The 21865-nt window shown below is 42.0% G+C and carries 18 protein-coding genes; 2 read left to right on the forward strand and 16 right to left on the reverse strand.

The features are described from left to right. Positions 1–387: 387 nt before the first annotated feature. From IGI72_RS11325 to IGI72_RS11335, 3 genes are all read right to left on the reverse strand, one after another. A complete protein-coding gene (locus IGI72_RS11325) occupies positions 388–1284 on the reverse strand; it encodes a class C sortase (protein WP_438754235.1) in 897 nt (298 codons plus the stop codon). Positions 1285–1306: 22 nt separating this feature from the next. Next, a complete protein-coding gene (locus tag IGI72_RS11330) occupies positions 1307–3175 on the reverse strand; it encodes a SpaH/EbpB family LPXTG-anchored major pilin (RefSeq protein ID WP_438754237.1) in 1869 nt (622 codons plus the stop codon). A 64-nt stretch (positions 3176–3239) separates the two neighbouring features. Next, positions 3240–6815, reverse strand: coding sequence for a SpaA isopeptide-forming pilin-related protein (locus IGI72_RS11335; RefSeq protein ID WP_438754239.1), 3576 nt, complete (start codon positions 6813–6815; stop codon positions 3240–3242). A 343-nt stretch (positions 6816–7158) separates the two neighbouring features. On the opposite strand from IGI72_RS11335, the gene IGI72_RS11340 reads away from it, so the two are divergent. Beyond that, on the forward strand, positions 7159–8652 hold the full coding sequence (locus IGI72_RS11340) for a helix-turn-helix domain-containing protein (protein ID WP_213356687.1): 1494 nt from the start codon (positions 7159–7161) through the stop codon (positions 8650–8652). A gap of 128 nt (positions 8653–8780) precedes the next feature. Here IGI72_RS11340 and lepB read toward each other — a convergent pair whose 3' ends face one another. The 7 genes from lepB to IGI72_RS11375 all read right to left on the reverse strand — a co-directional run bounded on the left by lepB (position 8781) and on the right by IGI72_RS11375 (position 14282). Then, complete coding sequence (gene lepB, locus IGI72_RS11345) at positions 8781–9329, reverse strand: signal peptidase I (protein WP_005229602.1); 549 nt, start codon at positions 9327–9329, stop codon at positions 8781–8783. A 31-nt stretch (positions 9330–9360) separates the two neighbouring features. Beyond that, positions 9361–10791, reverse strand: coding sequence for a S41 family peptidase (locus tag IGI72_RS11350; RefSeq protein ID WP_438754241.1), 1431 nt, complete (start codon positions 10789–10791; stop codon positions 9361–9363). 68 nt (positions 10792–10859) lie between these two features. Continuing rightward, positions 10860–11081, reverse strand: a complete 222-nt coding sequence (locus IGI72_RS11355) for a YozE family protein (protein WP_005229600.1) — start codon at positions 11079–11081, stop codon at positions 10860–10862. Continuing rightward, positions 11074–11595 carry a peptide-methionine (S)-S-oxide reductase MsrA gene (gene msrA, locus IGI72_RS11360; RefSeq protein ID WP_005229599.1) on the reverse strand — a complete coding sequence of 174 codons (522 nt, stop codon included), beginning with the start codon at positions 11593–11595 and terminating at the stop codon, positions 11074–11076. Before msrA ends, IGI72_RS11355 begins: the two co-directional genes overlap by 8 nt. Continuing rightward, a complete protein-coding gene (locus IGI72_RS11365; RefSeq protein WP_005229598.1) occupies positions 11595–12245 on the reverse strand; it encodes a YpmS family protein in 651 nt (216 codons plus the stop codon). Before IGI72_RS11365 ends, msrA begins: the two co-directional genes overlap by 1 nt. Continuing rightward, entirely contained in the window at positions 12242–13228 is a 987-nt protein-coding gene (locus IGI72_RS11370) for an SGNH/GDSL hydrolase family protein (protein ID WP_266167315.1), read from the reverse strand. The genes IGI72_RS11365 and IGI72_RS11370 overlap by 4 nt, the downstream gene beginning before the upstream one ends. A 181-nt stretch (positions 13229–13409) precedes the next feature. Next, a complete protein-coding gene (locus tag IGI72_RS11375; protein ID WP_438754243.1) occupies positions 13410–14282 on the reverse strand; it encodes a DegV family protein in 873 nt (290 codons plus the stop codon). Between the two features lie 126 nt (positions 14283–14408). Between IGI72_RS11375 and trhA the strand changes: the two genes are divergently transcribed. Next, complete coding sequence (gene trhA / locus IGI72_RS11380) at positions 14409–15062, forward strand: PAQR family membrane homeostasis protein TrhA (protein WP_005229593.1); 654 nt, start codon at positions 14409–14411, stop codon at positions 15060–15062. A 63-nt stretch (positions 15063–15125) separates the two neighbouring features. Here the strand turns inward: trhA and IGI72_RS11385 are convergent, their stop codons facing one another. The 6 genes from IGI72_RS11385 to IGI72_RS11410 form a co-directional block, all read right to left on the reverse strand. Then, entirely contained in the window at positions 15126–15614 is a 489-nt protein-coding gene (locus IGI72_RS11385; protein WP_218212666.1) for a dihydrofolate reductase, read from the reverse strand. A gap of 5 nt (positions 15615–15619) precedes the next feature. Continuing rightward, positions 15620–16366: a hypothetical protein gene (locus IGI72_RS11390; RefSeq protein WP_438754246.1), complete on the reverse strand. Its 747-nt coding sequence runs from the start codon at positions 16364–16366 to the stop codon at positions 15620–15622. Positions 16367–16410: 44 nt separating this feature from the next. Beyond that, the gene (locus tag IGI72_RS11395; protein ID WP_010749378.1) at positions 16411–17358 is read right to left on the reverse strand and encodes a thymidylate synthase; all 948 of its coding nucleotides are present in this window, start codon (positions 17356–17358) and stop codon (positions 16411–16413) included. A gap of 16 nt (positions 17359–17374) precedes the next feature. Further along, complete coding sequence (locus IGI72_RS11400; protein WP_438754248.1) at positions 17375–19282, reverse strand: ABC-F family ATP-binding cassette domain-containing protein; 1908 nt, start codon at positions 19280–19282, stop codon at positions 17375–17377. Positions 19283–19484: 202 nt separating this feature from the next. Continuing rightward, entirely contained in the window at positions 19485–21521 is a 2037-nt protein-coding gene (locus tag IGI72_RS11405; protein WP_005229585.1) for a cation:proton antiporter, read from the reverse strand. A 3-nt stretch (positions 21522–21524) separates the two neighbouring features. After that, complete coding sequence (locus tag IGI72_RS11410; RefSeq protein WP_015510017.1) at positions 21525–21806, reverse strand: hypothetical protein; 282 nt, start codon at positions 21804–21806, stop codon at positions 21525–21527. Positions 21807–21865 lie beyond the last annotated feature (59 nt).

Consider the following 21865-nt stretch of genomic DNA (forward strand, 5'->3'; position numbering starts at 1 on the left):
TGATAAAAAAGACAGTCGTTTTTATATTCGTGTAGTCTATAGGTGACAAGAACGAAGGCTACTTGCTTTTTTTGAGTCTGAAAAACCCATCAGTGCAGCAAACTAGCTGAACTGTTTGCGGATCAAAGTTCTTTTTCCAACCTGATGCATAGGAAAAGCTTCGAGCGCGTTTGTTTCAACGCTCCTTGACTTTTAATTTTGGGGAAGTGGTTGAATGAAGCATCCTTACCGCTTTATTTTGGTTTTTCCTAACACACTCACAATAGTCTGACTGCTTTTTTGCTATCTTTTATCTTAGTTATTGTACCATATTTCACACGACATGTTTCATTCTGACTAAGGTTAAAAAGTCATTTTCTTCTACTTAGTGAGAAAAACGAACGATCCTTACTTTTCATCAATGGAAGTATTCGAATGAAGACGTTTTTTCCGCTGAATCCTGTTACTAATCAACAAGAGGAGGATAAGAACAGTGATCACGCCTAGCATCAATCCTACTTTTTGCTGCTGTGCTTTTTTGGCGGCGGCTGTTTCTTTTTCTTCAACATAAGGAATTCTTTTGCCCCGTACCAATAAACGATGGCTATTGACCATATAGGGGGTACAGGTCAACAGCGTGACGTAATCGCTGCCTTTCACAATTTTTAATGCCTGAGTATCATCAGGGTCGACCGTTTTTATCTGATCTACTTGATACGCCAATGTATCATCAAACGTTTCGATATAAAACTCATCACCGATCTGCAGCTTAGGCAGATCAGTAAAGAGCGTTGCACTCGTTAACCCACGGTGCCCACAAAGAACCGCATGGGTATCTTCACCACCTATTGGATACGAAGCGCCCTCCAATAATGTTGCGCCTCTTTTTAACAACGTATCGGTGGTTTGATCAAAAATCGGGAGAGCGACACCAATTACGGGGATATTTAAAACGCCGATCGTATGTCGTTCATAGTAATCAGGTGTATCAACTGATTCTGAGTCCCTTGTTTCTGATAAATCTTGCGTTTCTTTGATTCCAGGATTGCTGGGCTGCTGTGCTAGCTCTTGATTTGCTCGTTCCAACTGGTTCCTTTTTTGTTGTTTTTCTATTTCACTCATTTTTTTGGCTTGGCTTTGGTAGTAACTGATCAACTGTTGATCCAAAAACGTGTTGAGCTGATTACTTACAAAAGGATAACTGATGATCAAAACCCCTAGCAGCAGCAGAACACCCATCAAAAAATCCAATAAAGTTACTTTTCTAGTTGGTGCTTTTACGCCATTTCTTCGTCTGATACTCATCGTGCTTTTTCATCTCATTTACTTACCCTTTCCGTTTTACAAAATAAACCCCTGCTAAACTAACGATCACCAGTCCGATTGCGCTCATTAGATACGTGCCGACACCACCAGTTGCTGGTAAGGTTCCTTTGCGGCGGTTAGGAACTTTTTCGGGCTCTCCCAATTGCTCTTTCGTTCCATAAGACGTTTCATGGACTTCAAAAGCGATGCGATTTGTTAGCAGCACGTAATTTTTCGGTGCTTTTACTTCTTCCAAATAGTACGTGCCAAATTTCAACCCGATGATATCAACCAATCCATCTGTTCCTGTGGTAAATTTCGTCGCTTGATCCGCTGTTTGCACCCAAGATACCTGTTTGGTTCCCTCTTCGATTTTCAAGTAGTTGGCATCATCACGGTCTTGATCTCGTACAACAAAAACTGCATCTGCCAGCGCTTCGGTAGCGGTCACAGCCCCATCGACTTTTAAGAAGCGTTTGCCCCCTGTCAAAACTTCCACGCTTGGCGGCGTTTGATCCGTCATGAAATCTGTTTCTACATTTGCTTCATTCTTAAAGCCATTGATAGGCATAGCCTGTTCATTTAAATACATATAATACACAAAGCGCAATTGATTTCCCGGCGTTAATTGCGGCACAAATTCTGGATTGATGGTTACCGTAAAGCCATGCTCTTTTTCCGTTACTTGATAGTTCGTTGAATCGATTTTCTTTTCTCCATCATACAACGCATAGCCAGTTTCTCCCTCTGCTGTGTTTTCAAAAGTCAATGCTGGATCGTGCGCATCGATCAATTGGAAATGTTTGTATTTGTTTTCTGCTCCTACTTTGTCTTGGATACCTAATGGGATATTGACCGTTAGGTGATATTGAATTCTTTCGCCGATTCCCACGTCTTTGCCGTCTAATTGTGGTGTTGTTTTGGTAACATTTGTCGTGTCATTCTTGACTGTTAACTCAACCGTGACGTCATTGCCTGCTGTGATCGAAAAATCCTTGATGGTTTCTTGCTCGATCAAGGCGGCTTGACTTGGGGCTTTCGTTTCCTCTAATTGATAGGTGCCTGCTTCTAACTGCTCAACTTTTAACTGTCCTTTTTGGTTTTCTTCAACATCGATGGTCGTTTCTCCAGCAGCATATTGTTTACCTGTTAAAAAGCGGTACGCTGCTTGTTTGTCAGTCGTCCACGTATAAAGTCCATCGGCTGCACTTAAAATATATTTCTTGGTCTGTGCGTTTCCTTCTTGCTTTGAGATGACAAATTCCGCATCATTCAGTGGTTCGTTTTCCCCCGTTCCTCGTTTATTCACAAGGAGCGTTCCTTCATTTGTGACAGTATTTTTAGGATAAAGATGAATCGTGTCTAATTCTTCTTCCCCGTAAGCATACGACCCGTCTGCTTGTTGGATCATTTCGTAAACAGGAAAGGCGATCACCATGTTCTCAGCAGTGGTAACACCGTCTTTAGGGTCTTCTACAATGGTGTAAACTGCATCCCGATCGGCTTGTTTTTTCGGCAATTCAAAAACCAAATCACCGGCTGCATCTGTTTTCCCGCTAGCTACAGGGGAACCAGGCGTCAAGGTTTGGACTTGACGCTTCGCTTCTTCAACGGATGCCCCTGCAGATCGTTTTTCATAAAATGCTGTGGTCACATCATAGACAGAAAAAGTGACATCGGCTAAGCCTTGGTATTGATCAAACTCTGCCATCTCAGTCCCACTATTTTGAATCAATGAACCTGGCAGATTGACCATTTTCTTTTTATGCAGATGGACCTGTGCCAAATTGCTCTCTGCGGATACTTGCTGATTTTTCGTTCCAAAAAAGACAAATGGCAGAAGTAAAAATAGGAGACAAACCATTTTCGTATGATTAAAAATCTTTTTCATTGTTCTTTCCTCTCTTCTATGTTTGATATGTTTGATATTTTCGTTTATTTCACGAATGGTCAAATTACTTTAATGAAGGCTTATCTTTGCGCGTAACGTACAGATAGCTACCTGTTAAAAGGACTAGTAGACCTGCTGAAAGAATCGCCAGCCACCCATGCCAATTCCCTCCTGTTTCAGGAAGAGACACTTTTACTTGATTGGTGACGATCAATTCTATTTGATTGTTCTTTTCTCCAGAAACAAGAAGATTCGGCTGCAATTTTTCGTCAATCAAGACACTGCCATCCTCTTCGATCCTGATTTTCACAGGTGCTGTTAAACCAGCATAGCCTGTAGGCGTAACAATTTCTTCTAAGGTATAGCTGCCTGGTGTTAGATCATGGAAATGAAATACCGCTAGCGATTCTTGGGATTCTGGTAATTCTATCGTCTGACCGTTTCCGCTTAAGCGGAATTTGGCTCCCTCAAGCGCTTGTCCCAGTTCATCCTGTTTATTGACCACCAAATCAAAAGGTTTTAACTGATTGCCATGGGTAAGAGTCCAACAGTTGGCATCTGCAGCGACGTTTTCCCCTTGATACTGGATCTTTCCGTCTGAACCAACGACAAACTCATAATCACCAGCAATCGTATCGTATCCTAGCGGACCGGCTGTTTCTGAGATGCGATAAGCGCCCGGCTCAAGGATCGTAAATTCAGCCGTCCCCACATCATTCGATGTTTCTGAGGCAATTTCTTGATAATCCCCCGCTGCTGTTTTTTGTTGCAGAGAAAAGACAGCCCCAGCTAACAGTACTTGCTGCTCTTTTTGTACCGTATATTTTCGAATAGCAACTGGAATTTCTGTAAACGGATTGGTGATCTCCAGCGTAATCGTATGATCGTCCACTGTGACGGGGTGCCCATCGATCGTCGTATTCCCTTGCGCATCGATATGAATTAGCCACTCTGTCTGCTTAGACAAATGATGTCCCGCCGGTGCAGTGACTTCCTCCAAACGATAGGTCTGATCTTTTTGCAACTCAGTATCTGCTGGCAGCCCATACGTTCCATCCCCTTGATCCACAAGTGTCACTGTCTCTCCTGCCCCCGTTAATTCAAAAACGGCACCTGTCAGCTTCACCTCTCCTACAGCGGATTTTTTGATCAGGTTTAATGCCAAGGGCACAAACGCCTTTGTGTTTTTCCATGTATAAGCGTCCACTTTTGTCGCTTCATAACCTGCCACTGCTCGTTCATTTGTGACTTGATAATCAAAAGTTTCTCCTTGATTGTTATACAGTGGCAGTAAACGGGTTTCTTCGTACTCCGTCCCATCCTTTTCAGAAAGCGCGTAAACCTTGCTTCGTTCCCAAGTTGTCTGATCTTGGGCATCGGTCTCAGTAAGTTTGAGATACCCTGTTTGCCAGCTATTCTCATTGCTGACAGGACTCCTGCTTATTTCAAAATAGATCGTTTCGGGACGACTGGAGGTATCGCCATCGTATTCTTCCCAGTGCTTTTTGATCGTCACCTCCTTCCCAGGTGCTTTGGCGGATGGCACAGCAAACAATGCCTTTTGATCGGACTGATGATTCGGATAAAATACCGTTTCGCCATTCATTTGATACCAAGTATCTGGTTTAAAATCCGCTGCTTCTGTTTGAATCCGCACTTGATAATGAATTTGCAGTTCTTGCCCTTCGCCTAAATAAAGACCTGAAGCATGGATTGTATTGTCAGACATCGAAATGTCAGGCTGCACCGTTAGAGCAGCAGACCCGACACTTTTGACGGACAAGCTATTTTCTTCGTAGACAAATGGCTGCGAAATGGGGTCAGTAATCTCGCCATCGGTGACTGTTGCCGAAATGTGAAGGGCTTTTTTCTCGAGATAGTCGGCAATATCCGCTGCTTCATTGGCTGACTCATAATAAAGATGGCCATCTTCATCAGCAGAAACCATCTGTCTCATTTTTTTCTCGACATCAGCCTTTGTATACCCAGCGGTTTGATCTCCTTGCAGTTGAATCCCCAACCCATGAATCTCGATGCCGCGTTCTTTTAACGCCATCGCTTCACCAATCGTGGCGATAAAGGTATTGTTGATCCATTTATAATTGTTCTGTTGATCAAACGCAAAATAGCCATTGTAGAGAAACGATGTATTCATCGGCTGGTCTTGAGTAAGAGAAAAGGCGGTTCCATAATAACTGCCGTCTGCCTGGGTATGCACTTTAGACACATGATAACTGTAAGTAGGAACGCCATCCGTTAGCAAAACGATGACTTTCTTATGTCCGTTTTGCGTCGATAGCATATCCCCTGCTTGACGTAGCCCCCTTTGTGTAAAGGTTCCCCCAGCTGCTGTTTCTGGCGTCATCGATCGGATCGTCTCTTTGACTTCAGAAAATTTTCCTAATTGGCAGGTTTTGTTTTGATAATTGCTGCCATCACTGGAATAACCGACATAGCCCATGTAGACACTATCCTGAATGCCGCTTCCTTCAATTTGATTCAAAAAGCGATCCACGCCTTTTTTCACTTCTGCGATCCGTCCCATCTCATTCATACTGCCTGACCAATCCACTACCAACACGACATCGATGGGATCAATTTGACGTTGAACATTCCCTCGTACATTTAGGTAGACATCAAATAGTCCTGGGGTATTCGTCTCTTTGGCAAATTTTCGTAGCGCGAAATCTGCTTCGTCTCCTACACCACCATATTCAATATATGAATGGGTCAAATTTGCTGGATCGCCATTCCATGTAGTTATGCCGTCCCACGTTTCGCCTGCATCCTTGTTCCCCTGATGATTTAAGACGTTACTGTTTTCATCAGTTTTCCAGTTCGCCACAGGATACGTCCCGCTTTGGTCTGTCGTATAATCTGGTTCAATCGAAGCAAAAGCCTGTGAAACGGTCGTTTTTTGATAAAGACGTTCTTGTTTAAATGGTTCAATGAGCGTTTCCTCTTCAGAAGCATTTGTCGCCGTTCCTGTCTCGTTTGTCTCTTCCTTCGTTTCTTCGTTCGAAACTTCTTTTGAACTTTCAGTCGACGCTTGCTCCGAGGTCGACTCACTCACGGCTTCTGAAGAGGATCCAGTGCCAGAATTGACTTCTGACGTTTCTGAAGAAGCAGAATTTGTGGCAAGTGGGATTTCAAAAACTGATTCATTCGAAGACAGTAGGTTGTACGATTCTTCACCTTCCTTGTCATATTCTTCGATCTGAATCATCAACTTTAGCTTTTTCGTTTCTTCAGGCAGCTGAAAGATTAGTTCTTGTTCCGTTGGTGTTTGCAAGAAATCTTGGGTTGTAAGCCAAGACTGTGCGGAATCATCCTTGACTTGAGTCATCTCTTCATTGCTTGTTTTTAGTAACAACTGTTCCTTCGTTTCATCGATCGCGTATAGTTGTACCCAGAGACGCTGCTGTTTGTTTTTTTGTGGTAGCTGATAGCATAAAGAAAATTGAGTGCCCTCTTGGTGACCAGTCAGTTTGATCTGCTTCGTTTCAGCAATAGTGATCGTATGTTCTTCTTGTGCACTTGCAGTCCCATTTATTTGCAAACTCGAATAAATGAAAAATAATATTCCCCCTAACATACAGAAAATGAAAGAGAACCAGTGGTGTCTCTTTGTCAAAAACATAAAAAGACCTCCTTTCAAAGAATCAAAAATTACAAGCTGATCATACAAGAAAGAAGCAAAAGACACCTCTTTTTTTTATTTTCTGAAAAATAGAACTAATTGGCACACCTTTAGTTATTCATAAGAAAAAAAAGCTGGTTATTTTAAAGTCAATTCATTATCTATATGTTATTTAATAATGTAAAAAAACTATCGTTTTTCACCTGCGATTTCTATTTTTGTTCTTTATGAGACAGTTCTATGAAAAATTTGTCTCAATTTTTCTAAAAAAAAGCAAAAGTTTTGAGACGTGTCTTTACACCGTTATATAAATACGTTATTAATAAAACAAGAAGGTGATCATTTGATTGAAAAAATACTCTTAGATACCCGAGCGTTAGACAAAATCGGACTCTACGGAAAACTATTATCAATTGCTCCGGGTGAATACAACCTAGAGTTCGTGAAAAATCTGACCCATTTGAGTGCAACACGATTGAAAAGTTTACTTTCCTCGATCCAACTCGACTTGCAAAACCTCTCCCCAGTGAATCTTTCATTACATAAAAACACCCTGAATCTTCCTAAAAATTTGATTGAATACAACCAATATCAGCAATTTTTAGCGCAAGAAAGCATTTCTTACAAATTATTGTTAAGCATCTTGACCAATCAAGATGAAAGTTTACTGGCATTTTGCCAAAGAAACTATATCAGTCGTTCGACTTGCTTTCGGCAAACAAAGAAGCTGCAAGACCATTTGAAAGAATTCAACGTGACGTTAAATCAGTCCGCTATGGCACTTACAGGTTCGGAGATGGTGATTCGCATCTTATTGTTTAATTTTATCTGGCACATTTCTTTAGGAGATAGTTTGGCGAGGGCATTTGATCAAGAGATCGAAGAACTTTTTGTGACTTACGAAGGAACGAAGTACAAAAGCAAGTATGAGATTGGCAAAAAAGAAGCCTTGCTTCATTGCAAAATCTGTCTATTTCGTATCAAGAATGGTCACGCGACAAATCTTTATCAGTTAACGAACCAGTCCTTTATTCCCAGTGGTGAAAATCTTGATTTCTTTTCAGCGTTTTTTGAAATCATTGATTCAGCGATAGATATTCTTGAGATCAATGCTTTGTTTTTCCTTTTTTATTACTGGCCGATGCTAACTTCAGCAGCAGACGTGCGCCTTCCGATCATTCAAGACTGTTACAAGCATGAAAAATCGGAGTTAAAGGAACTGATGGCTGAATTTGAAGCACACTGCCAAAAATTTCTCTGTGATTTTGATTTCGACCATCAATCGTTTCTTTATATGAATACATATCTTACATTGCTGAAGTTCTGCATATTCAAGCAAAAAGTCCCTCTTTTAAATTTTTTCGAAACAACTGTAATCAAAGATAAGTACCCATTACATACGATTTTGACAAATACGATTCAGAGTTTTTGGCGTAAAATAGCAAACCGCAAAGGCTACGAGTGGTTAAAAGCCTGTTATACGGATCTTGCTTTTTATCAAGCGTGTTTGCTTTACCCCATTTACATCGAAAAGGAACAGAAATATAAGCTTAAAGTTGCTTTTGTCTATGTATCCAATTACTTGGTCTCAATGGAAGTGTTTAATATATGTGAACGATTGCCCTATGTTGAAATTGAACGGATCACGCTGCCCACAGAGGAACCCTTTGACTTTTATATTCTGAGTTCCCCACAGCTTTTACCTCCTTTTACAACCGAGGAAAACACTGCGATCATTGATTTTTGCCGCTACCGTGATTTTGAAACGAATCTATGTCAGAAACTCTTGGCTGCTTTTAATGAAAAAATACAAAGAATAACTGCCAATAGCGCCTAAGTCCACCCTTTTCTCGATACAAACCACATCCTTTTGAAAAAGGATCATTGCTATACAAAATCCCCCCTTGGAATCAACAGATGATTCCAAGGGGGGATGTTTATTAGGAACATTCTATTTTTCTCAGTCTAAATCAGCCGAATATGAGTCAATGGATAATAAACAAAGCGGGCATTGCCTAAAATCGCATCGCCTGATATAGGACCAAAGGAGCGGCTATCTTTAGAGGCACGTCGATTATCACCAATGACAAAATAACTGTCTTTGCCTAATTTCTCCACGCCCAATAAAGATTCCAAATCAAAATCATTGGTATAAGAGGCAGACTCATGATCGTTGCTGCGGTTTTTCACTAGAAAATCTTCATCTACCGGTTCATCATCAATGTAAAGCTGATCATTGACATATTTTACCGACTCACCCGGCAAGCCAATCACTCGCTTGATATAGGTCGAACCATCTGGCAGCTGGAAAACAACGACATCAAAACGCTGGATCGGTGAAATCTTTTCGATGACTACCATATCTCCTTGTTGCAACGTTCCTTCCATGGAGTTCCCTTCAACAGGAACCGGAATCAGTAAAAATGCCCGAATCAAGAAGGCTGTTGCAAAGGCGATCAAGGCATATTTTACGACTAGCCAAAAACGATCGATCCACTGTTTCTTGGCATTCACAAATCTACCTCCTCTCCGATTTATTCCTTACTTATTTTTCTGAAAGCAAGGACAGTGCTTTTAAGTACGCTGGGTCCTCTGCTTTGAGTTTTTCTGCTACTTCTTTTTCAATTGCTTGGGCAGTGTCGGCATCGACTTCACCAGTTGCCTTTAGGTCATGAGCTTCTTGGAAGGCTTTCACAGCTGCAGTCGTCTCGTCATTGAAGGTATCGCCGCTCGTGGCATACCCTAACGCTTTAAGAAATTGATTCAGATTGTTGACAGCCGTTGACGATTGTCCAGCTTTTAAGGCATTATCACGAGGTAATGGCGGGAAATACGCATATTCTGGATAATCCTCTTCATAGTCCGGCATCACACCTTGATCGTTGACCCAATTTTCATTCGGTGTCAGCCATTTCATGACCGTCATTTTTAATTCACTATTATCCCCCAGATCTTTCACATTTTGAACGGTCCCCTTACCAAAGGTTTCCGTACCAACGACTGGGATATCCGCTGATTCTTGCAAGGCTGCGGCAAAAATCTCAGCTGCGGAGGCACTGCCGCCGTCGACTAAAACAACGACTGGCTCTGTGACTTTGAATCCTTCATCCAATGCTTCGCTCGCTTTGGTCTCACTGACAACCCCTTGATTGTTGGCAAACTTCACGATCGTTTGACCGTTTTTTAAAAACATACTTGCCATGATCTGGACTTGATCCAGCAATCCACCAGGATTTTGTCTTAGATCAAGAACAAACGACTTCGCACCGTCTTCCCGCAACTCGGTGATCGTTTCTTTCAACTCAGCTGCTGTGTTTTCGGCAAAGGAGGTAATATCAATTCGACCGATCGTATCATCATTTTCAACCAGTTCACCATGGACCGTTTCGATTGGGATCACGTCCCGAGTGATTTCCACATCAAAGGTATCTGCTCCACGCTGAATCGTTAAGGTCACCTGCGTGCCTTTTTCCCCTCGAATCTTACTCACGACTTCAGACAATTCCTGTCCTTGCGTATCTTCCCCATCAACTTTGACGATTCGATCATTCATGCGCAGACCACTTTTTTCTGCAGGGGTGTTTTTGATTGGCGCTTGTGCGACCTCGGGATAGTCTTCCACGATCGACAAAGTAGCACCGATCCCTTCAAAACTTCCTGAGAGGGACTGATCCAAGTTATCCGCATCTGATTGGTTTAGATACGTCGTGTAAGGATCGTCAAGCGCATCGGTCATCCCTTGAAGAGCACCCTCAATCAATGCATCCTCATCGACTTCTTGGTAATAATTCGCAAGGATCTGGTCATACAACGACTGGATTTTCTCCATCCCGCTGGCTTCTGTCGTCGTTTCTGTCGCCGGCTGTGTCGTCTGCTGATTTTGCTGGGCTGTTTGCCATAAGTAGACACCGCCTCCAGACAAAATCGCGACACAGACAAGAGAAACGATATATCGGCTTGTCGTTACATTTTTCATTCACAACACCTCTCTGAGAAAAAACAACTTCGTTCTGAGCATTTATACAGGCAAAACGAAGGACGTTTTTATTTGTTATTTTCGAGATACTCTGCCCAGATACGATCAAAAATATCCATGGATGGCAAATAATCAACGTTTAGTTCCAGATAAGAAGAGACTTCATCATAATCATCACTGTGCTTTGGAAACTGAATATCATGACTCGCATGAGTGGCAAAGATCTGAGCCTCATCTGTATGACTCGGACCTTTGACTGCCATTAAATAGCTATAAAAACTTTTACGCATGTTCTTGCTCCCAATGATCTTCTAAAAAGGCTGCTCGACGGGCATGATTGCGAGCAAAATTTTCAGGATTCTTTTTGTAGTACTCTTGATGTTCTTCTTCCGCTAAATAAAAGGGTTGCGCTGGTTCGATCGTAGTCACGATCGGATCGGTAAAGCGACCGGAAGCCTGAAGTGCTGCTTTGCTGGCTTCGGCTTTTTTTCGCTGCTCTTCGTTAAAATAGAAGATAACCGGACGATAATTGTCGCCGCGATCTTCAAATTGGCCAAAAGCATCGGTTGGATCTGTTTGCTGCCAATAAATCGTCAAGAGCTCCTCAAAACTGATTTTTTCTGGGTCGAAAATGATTTCTACTGCTTCGGTATGCCCTGTTTGATGGCTTTTGACTTCTTCATAGGTTGGATTTTCGGTATGTCCTGCGGTATAGCCAGAAAAAATCGAATGCACCCCTTCGAGTTCATCAAAGGGCTGGATCATACACCAGAAACACCCACCTGCAAAAATTGCTCGTTCCATTATTCATCCTCCGTTTCAGCTGGTAAATATAAGCTCATTTGAATTTCATCATCTACAAGATTGATTTTGTTTGCCTTGATGAACAATCCGTTTTGCATGCGGAATTGATCCAATCGTATCAGTATAATTTGTTCATCGGCATTGACATCGATCCATTCGGGAAATTTAAAACTACGTTTGATCATTTTCATTACTTCACTGGTGGGCAAATCCAAGGTGCCAATCGATAAACTTTTGGCTTTTAATTGGACATTGCCTTCTTCTGTCACATAAGGATCAAAATAGAGATAAAACGTGATAGGAAACCCTAATACTTGAAACTCGCCTGTTAAGAGTGCTTCGTTTCTCAGCTCAAAATTATATTTTACCTCTTGATCCTTTTGAAAATCAGATAGATAAAAATCAATCAATTGATTGACTTGGCTTTTGTTGCTGTTAACGGTCAGAACAGGACTGCCCTCCCGTTGAACAAGTTCAGCACTTTCATTTAAGCCAGTTTCTCGCTGCTGAAAAATTCTTGAAGCAAAGAAAACCGTTGTCCCCAAAAGGATGCCGACCAGAACTAGAAAAGCAATTTTCCAGTAGTTGATCGATTTTTTAGTGCTTGCAGCTGTTTTTTCCAGCTGCTTCTTTGATTCGCTTGGTTTCATTTTGCTTCCTCCTCTAGCAACCAATAGTTTTGTGTTTTGATCACTTCATCGCGAACGGCATTCGCCATCAGTTGATACCCAAGATTATTGGGATGGAAGCGGTCGCCTTCATACAAAACATTGTTGGTGATATTATTCCCGACAGCTTGCGATGAGTCGGTAGTCGCCGACGTGCTGCTTTGTGTCTCATCAGCATTTGGCGCCGATGACTCAGGTACACTTCCAGTGTCGGTTGTTTGTGTTGTTTCCTCAGTTGCGTCTTCTTCTGTATCCGCAATACCGACCTCATCACTTAACCCTTTATAGAGCAAATCGTTGATAGGAATAAAAAAGGCATTTTCTTGCTGATTGACGAACGTTTCCGTCTGTTTATTCCAGTTATCAATGATCGTCTGCATGTCGGTGATCTCTGGAAAGTTCAGATAAAATGGATTGTAAATACCCAAAACATAGATTGGGGCATCGCTATTTAGTTCACGGATTTGAGCGAATAAATCTTTTAAGCGTTCATTATATTCTGCCATCGGTTCCGTAAACGTCTCGATACTCAGACCGAAGAAATTGCTTTGGATCACTTTTAAGACGTCATTTCCGCCGACGGTCAAAGTAATCAAGTCCGCTTGACTAAGGTCTTGGCGCAAGTCTTCATCATTTTTGACTCGTTTTAAAATCTGGTCGCTTCGTTCACCAGCGACCCCATAATTTTTGGTTACTAAATTGCTCAGATCATAGCGGTCCTCTAGATCTCCTGCCAAAATAGGCACAAAGCCGCCCCGAGCTGTTTCATCCCCAACACCCTCTGTCAATGAATCCCCAAGAGCGAGGTATTCAATGGCGGATTTTTTCGAATCATTGGCTGCTAGCTTATCCACAGGGGTCAGCAGTGGTTGCGCTTTGGGAACAGCTAAATGAAACAGTACACCCGTTCCAACGGCTATCAGTCCCACAACGATCAAATAAGTTACTAATTTCTTCCATTTCACAGGTATTCAAACTCCTTTGTAATCTTTGCTATTTTAACAAAATTCTCATAAAATTCCTAGTCGCAATCCTTCAAACTTAAGAAAGAAAACAGCTCCCTACTCTCTGAATAGACAAAGAATCGCAGCTTCATTCTGCTTTTTCTTCCTTTCAGCTTTTCATACACCAAAAAGCGATTCGTCGTCAAACGAATCGCTGAAAGGAAGCACCTTTTTTTTCCGTACTGTAAGTGATCGCAAACGCACCTCTACCTGTATGAGTGGCGATGATCGGTGTTGTGTGAAGCAATGGGATCTCCAAGTCAGGAAACAATTCTGCTAGTTCTTTTTGGAAACGTTCCGTGATTTCTAACCCTTCTGCATGAGAAATACCAATTTTCGTCACTTTTGGCATATTCTTCAATTCTGCTTTTAATTCCTCAAACCATTTATTGAACGTCTTGACGCCGCGTCCTTTGACGACTGGAATCAGTTCTGAATGATCAAAATCCATGATCACTTTCATGTTCAGTAAGCTCGATAAAAGACCTTTGGCACGACTGATGCGCCCACCTTTTACTAAGTTTTCTAACGTTGAAACGCCGATAAATAATTTCGTATGCTCACGCACCAGATCCACTTCTGGTAAAACTTCTTCTAGTGTCTTACCGGCTTTAGCCAATTCTGCTGCCCGAATCACTTGAAAAGCCAACGCTTGGTCTGTCGTGTCGCTATCGATCACGGTGACTTTGGCTTTTGATAAATGACTGGCTTGACGAGCCGCTTCCACAGTGCCACTAAGACCTTTGGTCATATGGATCGATAGTATTTCACTGCCATCTTTGCCTAATTCGTCATACAGTTCTACAAAATGACCAATCGGCGGCTGACTAGTTTTAGGTAATTCTTTGGCTTGCGCCATCATTTGCATAAATTTTTCTCCCGGCAGCGTTTCATCATCTGGATAAACGACACCATCGATCATTACAGATAAAGGCACGACATGGATAGCCAAAGCATCACGGACACTTGGTTCCATCGTACTGGAAGAATCTGTCACAATTTTAAGATTTGCCATCATATATTCACTCTCTCTTTAAATCAAGTCTTTTTTCGTGGTAAAATAACCACAGACCATTTATACTAAGTATAACAGAGAGAAAATTTTTTTTCATCTAATTTCGATTCGAAAGGACGGTGCCGAATGCAGCACATGAAGTTTAGTCGCAGATATTTGATCGTCAATGAAGTATTAAATGCAGTAACCCACGGGATCGGATTAGGACTGAGTATCGCAGGACTGGTCATCCTCTTAATCAAGGGGGCAAATCTAGGGTCACCTATCCACATCGTTTCCTATGCCATTTATGGGTCGATGATGATTTTGCTCTTCCTCTTTTCTACCTTATTTCACAGTTTGATTTTTACCAAAGCAAAAAAGGTCTTCCAAGTCTTTGATCATGCCTCCATTTTCTTGCTGATCGCTGGAAGTTATACACCTTTTTGCTTGCTTAGTATCCAAGGCTGGCTTGGCTGGTCACTCTTTGTCTTGATTTGGCTACTAGCAATTAGCGGCATCGTTTATAAGTCACTGACTCTTCATAAAAAAGAGACCGTCTCAAAAATCTCCACCCTGATCTACATCATCATGGGCTGGTTATGTGTTATTGCCTTTAAACCTCTGATCGAACATTTAGGCTACTGGGGAACATTTTTACTAGCAAGCGGTGGTGTTTCTTATACTGTAGGTGCGCTATTCTATAGTTTAAAATCCGTTCGGTTCATGCATGTGGTTTGGCACTTATTCGTTATGTTAGGTGCTGGACTGATGTACTTTTCCGTCTTGTTGTATACCTAAAAATGAAGCACTGCTTATAAAAAAAGAACAGGAAACTTTCGCTGCAGAAAGCTTCCTGTTCTTTTATTTTCTACGATAAAATTCAAATTGATGGGGATAATGGTTCTTTTCATCGACGATCCCATCGATCACATGATCAAGTTTCCATTGCATCCAATCAATCTCTGGGAAATACACATCTCCGTTAAATTCCGCAGCGATCACTGTACGGTACAATTGATCGCAATCGTCAATCATCGCTTCAAAAACACCTGCTCCACCAGTTAAAAAAACGGGATGCTCTTGCTGCTTTACATACGCCAAAATTTCCTCACGGTCATGCATCACTAAGGCGCCGTTGGCTTGATAATCCCGATCACTCGTCAAAACGATCGTCGTACGCTGTGGCAGTAATCTTTTTCCCATGCCTTCAAAGGTTTTGCGTCCCATTATAATCGTATTATTGATGGTTTGCTCTTTAAAAAATTTCAAATCATTCGGCAAATGCCACGGCAGTGTACCATCCGCTCCGATCAACCCCTTTTGATCTTGTGCCCAAAGTGCGATCAACATAAAAATTACATCCCTTCTGTATAAAATGACTCCGAAATAATAGCAGCAACCTGCAGCCGCTGCATCAGCTGAAAAGCTGATTCATGCTCAAATGGATCTTTGTTGCGCTCCTCAAAGCGCAAGCCATCACAGGCTTGGTAAACAATTGTGCCGCCGCTTCTTTGGACATTTCGCGGCCATTCCCCATCGTTTAAATGCGCGTTGTTGTTTTTCAGCAAGGTCGGTATCAGGGAGATTGGAAAGAGAGCACTACCAGCTGCGATATCAACTTCTTCTATTTGAAAGAAGTCAGCAGCGATCTCGTTGATCAAGCGCTCCGTTCTTTGCCACGTTTGCGGATGACTCGCAAATGCCCTTGCAGTTCGTCCTAGGATACAATACGTATTCGCAGGTAAAGGCTTTTTGCTTATTGCCACTAGTTCTTCTGGATAGGTCTGAATCCACGTCACCACGCGATCAAAATCACAAATATGCAGCGAATCCAAAGCTGGCAGGTGGTGCTGGGCAGCAAAAACAAGCCTTCTGCGGGCATCCGCTGCTCCTTTTGCTGGTATAAAAATGGCAGTACACTGCTGATTTGATCGAATGGCTTCCTTTAGCTCTGGCACTGTTTCTTCGGATACGGATAGCCAAACTGCATCATAGTGCTGATGCAAGAACTCGATGACTTGCTCAATGAGCGCTACAGTAATCGATCCAGCATGTCTCTGATGAAAGGTCGTCGCAAAGCCTCGCTTGTGGGTATTTACCATTACGCCTCATTCCTTTCTTTATGAAATGAAACCCAAACAACCACTTAAACTGCGATCGGTGCTTTGATCGTTGGATGCGGATCATACCCTGCCAAGGTAATATCTTCCATTTCAAAATCAAAAATCGACTGTTTTTCAGGATTTAACTGTAAGGTTGGCGCAGGACGTACCGAACGAGTCAACTGTTCCTTCATCTGTTCCATATGATTGCTGTACAGATGAGCATCGCCTAATGTATGGACAAAATCCCCGACTTCTAGTCCAGTTTCATGAGCAATCAGGTGCGTTAATAGCGCATAACTAGCAATATTGAAGGGAACGCCTAAAAAGACATCGGCACTGCGTTGATACAGCTGACAGCTTAAGCGACCCTCATGAACATAAAATTGAAACATTGTGTGACAAGGTGGCAACGCCATCGTCGGTACATCTTCAGGATTCCATGCGGAGACGATCAGACGGCGAGAATCCGGCGTCGTTTTGATCATGTCGATCACTTCTTTGATTTGATCGATAAACCCGCCGGTACTTTTTTCCCAATGCCGCCATTGATACCCATATACATGGCCCAAATCGCCGAAAGTTTCAGCGAAAGCATCATCGGCTAAGATTTTTTCACAAAATAGTTTCAACTCATGTTGATACTGTTCATTGAAAGCTTCATCCACTAATGAACGGCGACCAAAGTCTGTCATATCAGGACCTGTATAAGCATCACTTTTAATATAGCGTTCAAACGCCCATTCATCCCAAATGTGGTTATTATGTTCCAGCAGGTAGCGGATATTGGTATCTCCCTTTAGAAACCACAATAATTCGCTCTTGATCAAGCCAAAAGGAACTCTTTTTGTTGTCAGCAAAGGAAAGCCTTGGGACAGATCAAAACGCATTTGATGACCAAAGACACTGCGTGTTCCCGTTCCTGTACGATCACTTTTATCATTGCCTTCTGCTAATATTTTTCTTCCTAGATCTAAATATGCTTGTTCCATCGTTCTCTCCTTTACTCTATACAAATTCGCTCAAATATTCCCAGCGATCCATTTTTTCTGCCAGTTGCGTTTCAACCTCGCTGATTTCTTGCTGTAATTTTTGCAGCTTAGTAAAGTCCGCGCCATGATGATTCATTTCTTCGGTCAAAGCGGCTGCTTTTTCTTCTAATGCCGCGATATCATCTTCAATCGTCGCCCACTCTTTTTGTTCCATATAACTCAGTTTCTTTTTGACAGGCGCTGCAGCAGACGCCTCACTTTCAGCAGAAAGTGAATCGGTTTTTGTTTCTTTTGGCTCTAGTACACTCGAACTAGCTTTATTGGTATTGGCTGCTAGATATTCATTGATGGAACCAAAGTAGGACGTAATTCTGCCATTTCCTTCGAAGATCAGCAATTTTTGGGCAACTTTATCTAAAAAGTAGCGGTCATGGGAAACAGTGATGACTGCACCTGGGAATGTTTCCAAATAACTTTCCAAAATCGTCAAGGTATCAATATCCAAATCGTTGGTCGGTTCATCTAACAAGAGAACATTTGGCTGTCCAATCAATAGCTTGAGTAAAAATAGGCGTCGTTTTTCCCCACCAGACAGCTTGCCGATCTTGGTGCCATGCATGGATCGCGGAAATAAAAACTGTTCCAGCATTTCTGCGACACTGACTTGGGAGCCATCCACTTTTTGCACTTCCTCGGCTGCTTCTTGCAAATAAGCAATCATTCGCTGATCAGGGTTCATCGCTTCAATCGTTTGCGTATAATAAGCCATTTTCACAGTCACGCCCATCGTACGCTCCCCTTCTTCTAAAGGCAGGCGACCAGCTAAAATATTGAGCAACGTCGATTTGCCCGCACCGTTTTCTCCTGTGATCCCTAAGCGTTCTCTTGATTGAATCAACAAATCAAAGTGAGACAAAATCGTTTTGTTTTCAATCTTGAAACTTGCATCTTTTAGTTCTAAGACTTGTTTGCCTAAGCGTGTCGTAGCAACATCAATGGCCACTTCGCCGTTTCGTTTTACTTGATGTAGGTTTTCTTTTAAATCATCGAAACGATCGATCCGTGCCTGTTGTTTCGTTGTACGGGCCTTCGCTCCAGTGCGAATCCAAGCCAACTCATGTTTGTACAACTGCTTGCGCTTGTCTTCTTGCGTCTCCTCCACACGTTCTCTTTCTGCTCGAGCATGAAGATACGTCTCGTAATTGCCCTGATATTCATGCAGCTTGCCAAAAGACAATTCAAAGATCCGATTAACGACTCGATCCAAAAAGTAGCGATCGTGGGTCACCATCAATAATGCACCCCGATAATTTTTTAGATAGCCTTCCAACCATTGGATCGCATCATAATCTAAGTGGTTAGTCGGTTCATCCAATAACAACAAGTCTGGTTCATCGATCAATACTTGAGCCATAGCCACTCGTTTCTTTTGACCTCCAGATAATTCACTGATCTTTTTTTCTAACTCATTGATCCCAAGTTTTTGTAAAATGATCTTGGCAGTTGTATCTGTATTCCAAGCATCGGCTTTATTCATCGCTTCTTCTGCCAACTGATAATTCCGTTGCGTTTGTTGATCCAAGCCATTATTCTCTAAGGCAATCAGCGCTTTTTCATAGTCACGAACAACGCGAATCAGCGGACTGGTGCCTTGAAAAACAGCATCTACAACAGATAATTCTTCTTGTAACTGATTGTCTTGAGTCAAGAAACCGATGCGATAATCTTGGGCGGCAAATACCGTTTGGCGATCGCCATCTCCGCGATCCAAACCGGCCAAGATCCGTAACAAACTCGATTTACCCGTGCCATTGACACCGATCAAACCGATTCGATCTTTTTCATGTATCAGAAAAGAAAGCTGATCAAACAGTGTTTTTTCACCATATGTTTTGGTTAATTCACTTACTTTTAATTCTTTCACAGAATCCCTCCTGAGTTTTTTCTTCGCTCATTGTACCACATTTCATCAGCGGAAACGATGAGAGAAAAAAATCAATTTTTGTAAAAAAGAATGCCTTCGTCAGTCTACTCCTTCTGATCATCGATGTTGATCATCGTTTAGGAATAACCTGACGAAGACACTCCATAAAACGTGCCTTAAGTTGTGCGCCTCTTGAGACGTATTATCGGCGAAACATTCGCTGTTTCGGCTGTTCTTCTGCTCGAGACATCGCATACGATTCTAACAGATTGACATTGCGTCGGTATTCATTTGCCGAAATCGTTGAGATTTTTTCAGCCACTTCATATTCATCGATCGTCTTGCGCTCAAGGTAATAGCCCCAAAGGACTTTCTTAACAAAAATCGGGTCTTGCTCGATCATGATCGTTTCAATGAAATTGCTGTGTTCAAACCGTTTGATGCTCATTTCTCGTTGACGAATAAAGAAATTGATCAGCGAGGAATCATAGACATCTTCTAAATTGCTCAAACTATGAAAAATATATTCACTGTTCTTTAAGTAAATTTTTTGTACTTCAGAAATGTCTCGTTGCTTCAAGGCAGCTTTTAGCTGCTGCTGTCGCTGTAAAAACAAGCGAGGATGAATCAAAATACGGATAAATCGCTGAATAAAGAAGAGCCAAAAACTAAAGAATGAGAGAATTTGTTTTGCGAGGGAATGCTGTTGCTGAGAAATAAACCGTGAATAAAAACGGTAGCCATTTAAGCTGACTTTCCCATTTCGATAAGCTTCATCCAAGCCGTCTTGTTCGATCGATAGGATCAATCCTTGAATTTCTTGGATTTCTTGTTTTTCTGAATCAGTCAAACTATTGCGATACAACTCCCAGCGCCGATTTTCATAGGAATTGATGACAGCATCGATCGCTAAACGGCCTTTATCCGAGAGTTCTTGCTTTTCTTCTGCTTCCAATTGTTCGATGACGTCTTCTAAGATCAGCAAGTGATTGAAGTCGACGCTTTCGGCAGCTTCCCCATCTGCCAAGTATGGCAAGACCATCACGCTGATGATCAATGTCAGTAAGATCACACAAGCGGTCAAAAACAGAAGCAAGCCTCTTTCATGAAAGGGTGCATCATGCACCATCACAGGCAAAATAAAGATGGCTGCCAAACTGACTGTTCCCTTGACTCCGCCAAAAGTCAACAAGGCGACTTGATTCATTGATACTTGTTTTTTTGACTGTAAAAACCAATAGTAAAACAACAAAAAGAGAAAACGAACAAGGAAGATCACCGCCGTGATCACCAAAATCGTAATCACTAGATGCCAGTTTGCATAATTATTGCTCTCCCAGATTGGTGAAAATACTTGTGACAACTCGATTCCTAGAAAAAGAAACACCAATGCATTCAATGTAAAGACAATGGTCGACCAAGTACTTTCTGAAATGTTCGCCAGCTCTGCATCAAACAACGAGATCCGTCGTTTTCTTTGGGCTTGGGCTACACCTGCCACAACGGCTGCGATGATCCCTGAGACCCCGATCATTTCGGCCAGCAAATAGGCAGCAAATGGCAAGAGCAGTTCGATCAATAAGTATACTGTGACATCTTGTGCCGAGATTTTTTCAATAAAGCGCAAAATTCGGCGTTTCAGCCACACGATCAAGTAACCGACAAGCCCGCCGCCGATACTAGAGAATAGGAGCTGGAACCCTGCGTTGGCTGCTGAAAAGCTCCCGGTGGTCAAAGCTACGATAGCAAACTGCAATGCGGTAACCCCTGAAGCATCGTTCAGTAAGCCCTCGCCTTCCAGAATGTGCATAATGTTTTTGGAAATTTTCAAACGTTTTGCTAATGAGGAGACTGCCACTGCATCAGTTGGTCCTAACGCAGCACCAAAAGCGAAACAAGCAGCCAGAGGAATCGTAGGCATCAACCAATGGAGCGTTCCGCCGACAGCAAACAGTGTCATTAAAACGCCGCCAAAAGCCAAAAACAGGACGATCTTGCTGTTTTTGAGAATTTCAGGTACATCTGCTCGTTCTCCTTCACGAAACAGCAATGGTCCAATGATCATTACTAAAAACATTTCCGGTTCAAAAGCGATTTCCTGTCCCATTTCTGTTAAACCTAATAAAATTCCTAAGATGATTTGAATAAAAAAGATCGGTACCGAGGGTAATATTTTGCTCGCCACATTTGATAACGTGACGAGAATTGCAATGATAATGACGAGTTCAATAAATTCCATCCATTACCCTCTTTTCTTTCGAATAGCTAATAACAGCTCAAGAAAATCTTCTTTTTTCAAAAGGATCTTATCGTTTAGAAGACCTAACTCCTTTTCGTTATTTTCAATTTCGCATTGGACACGCCGTGATTCCAAGCGGTAAAGATCGTGTTTCATTCGCTCAAATTTACGAAAAAGCAATGGATTTTTCCGTTGCAAGTACTCACGAATCTCTTTTTTTTCAGCTGGTGTAAATTGTCCCAACTGTTTCATCAGTTCTTGTTTGCTTAAACATTCCTTGTTCATGATTGTGCTTTGGGCCCCTTTTTATTATCAGTTTATCTTTTTATTTATCGTATAAATCA

The sequence above is a fragment of the Enterococcus sp. DIV1059_2 genome, from assembly GCF_051713685.1.
In the GTDB taxonomy this organism is placed as follows: domain Bacteria; phylum Bacillota; class Bacilli; order Lactobacillales; family Enterococcaceae; genus Enterococcus_D; species Enterococcus_D casseliflavus.